General features: G+C 51.7%; 1 protein-coding gene, 2 tRNA genes and 1 rRNA gene. All 4 read left to right on the forward strand.

The window, feature by feature from the left end:
* The coding region (locus tag F617_RS28790; protein WP_210162168.1) for a hypothetical protein at positions 1-191 on the forward strand (191 nt) is incomplete at its 5' end.
* Positions 182-258 (forward strand) — tRNA-Ile (locus tag F617_RS0126770). The genes F617_RS28790 and F617_RS0126770, both read left to right, overlap by 10 nt.
* 59 nt (positions 259-317) lie before the next feature.
* Positions 318-393, forward strand: a tRNA-Ala gene (locus F617_RS0126775).
* A 582-nt stretch (positions 394-975) separates the two neighbouring features.
* Positions 976-1,347 (forward strand): 23S ribosomal RNA (locus tag F617_RS0126780); the annotation flags it as partial.

Raw genomic sequence — 1,347 nt, forward strand, 5'->3', positions numbered from 1 at the left:
CTCGCCGTCCACGTTTCTCTTTCTTCAAAAAGGATATAAACCATTGGTTTGTGCTCACGCATGAGCGGGTCTTCGACCCTATGCTCCGCGAGGGCGCCGGACGTCCGGCGACGGACTATCGTCCTGTATTGGTGATTGATCGAAGCTTTTGCTTTGGGTTGATGTGCCGATGCATCGAGATGGGCCCGTAGCTCAGTTGGTTAGAGCACACGCTTGATAAGCGTGGGGTCGGTAGTTCGAGTCTACCCGGGCCCACCATTGGTTTTTGGAATTTGCCTGATCCCTGGCGGTTATGCTGTCGGGTGTTTGCGATGGTTGGGGCTGTAGCTCAGCTGGGAGAGCACCTGCTTTGCAAGCAGGGGGTCAGCGGTTCGATCCCGCTCAGCTCCACCAATCGCTAGCGCGATTGGTGAGGTTATGTCTTGAGGCTGTCGCGGCTTTGCCGCTGCGCTCCAGACGGGCCGGCCAATGATGGCCGACGGCCGACCGGCCTGTATGGGTGGATTGATCGGTGAGTTGAATATCCTTTTGAAGAAATAAAAGTTTGCATCTTCTGCTAAGGAAGATGCCTGTTCTGAATACATTGTGAAGAGAAGATATGTCTGGAAGCGTCCAGGTGTTTTGGGTTTATGCCTGAAACGTCCGAGACCAATCCTTGTGAAACCATGTGATGGCTTAGTCGGCCGGAATTGGTGGAGGGGTTGGAGGTAGGAAGGATCGCTTGTCCGAGGCATTTTTGTTGTTGGAGCTTTTGCTCCTCTGATGGGAATGCTGGATTGATGTTGCCTGACCGCGCATCACCGGATGATATCTCGAGAAGCTGGTCTTAATGATACGACCTCGAAGTGCACCGGCGTGCCTTCAAAGAGGATTGTATCGAACACGTCGATGTCATCAGGATATGATCTGGTTGTAAAAGGTAACCGGATTGCCGTTCCTTTGGAACGGCTATGGATGAGCATAGACAATGAGAACGAAGAAGTGAATTAAGGGCATTTGGTGGATGCCTTGGCATGCACAGGCGAAGAAGGACGTGATACGCTGCGAAAAGCCGTGGGGAGCTGCGAATAAGCTTTGATCCATGGATCTCCGAATGGGGCAACCCACCTTAAATGCTTGGAAAATCCAGTCTGTTTTATGAACGGCCTGGGTTTCCAAGCATTGTGATAAGGTATCTTACTTTCGAATACATAGGGGTAAGAAGCGAACGCAGGGAACTGAAACATCTAAGTACCTGCAGGAAAGGACATCAACCGAGACTCCGTAAGTAGTGGCGAGCGAACGCGGACCAGGCCAGTGGCAATGATGAATAAAGCGGAACGATTTGGAAAAGTCGGCCATAGAGGG

The organism is Agrobacterium sp. 10MFCol1.1, from assembly GCF_000381165.1.
Classification (GTDB): domain Bacteria; phylum Pseudomonadota; class Alphaproteobacteria; order Rhizobiales; family Rhizobiaceae; genus Agrobacterium; species Agrobacterium tumefaciens.